The 665-nt window shown below is 39.2% G+C and carries 1 protein-coding gene; it reads right to left on the bottom strand.

Features of this window, described 5'->3' with window-relative positions:
• Positions 1-240: 240 nt before the first annotated feature.
• Positions 241-516 (bottom strand): hypothetical protein, encoded by a 276-nt coding sequence (locus ACU01J_RS21680; protein ID WP_481087455.1) that lies wholly within the window; start codon positions 514-516, stop codon positions 241-243.
• Positions 517-665: the final 149 nt, after the last annotated feature.

Below are 665 nucleotides of genomic sequence, written 5' to 3'. Positions count from 1 at the left end.
CCTTTCTTAGTCGATTTGTTTTGTCAGTCATTACAATGCTCTAAATAGAAATACACAGTGAAGACTATACAAAAAGATCAGACTTTTTAGAACATTAGCCGTTATTTTCATGCCAGCAGCTAACGCCCAATTAAGTTGTGAGCAACGTTACCGCCTTACCAGAACACTTCACCTTAATCACTAAACGAATTGAAACCGAAAGTGCCGAGCGTTGCGAATCAGCTTGAATTGCTTGTTAGCTTAAATTTTTGCGGCTTGCTCTAGCAGGTAATTCCAGAGTTTTTCAGTAGCGGAAATTTGTAACACAAAGCCAATTAACAACATTCTGTATGAAAGTGTCGTCATAACTCTGTGAGTTACATACCGATTTATGTTATCTGTTTTTCTACTTGCACTTATAAATACTTCAAAAGGCTCTCGCCCATCAGCATACAGAGGCTCATTTGATAAACCATATTTACCCAATAAGAAAACTGCGATTATATCTAAACATAAACCAAAATCTGATATCCCCACTCTTACCTCCGATTGTTTAAGCTAACGCCCTGTTAAGGGGTGAGCAACGCAATACCGAAGCCGCCGCAAACCACCTTAAACACCAAAACCAACGCATAGTGAAAATGCCACGCGTTGCGAATCCCTCTTGAACAGTTTGTTATGTGAAT

Source organism: Vibrio sp. 2433-A1 (assembly GCF_056726085.1).
This window is presented reverse-complemented; position numbering and strand designations above follow the sequence as displayed.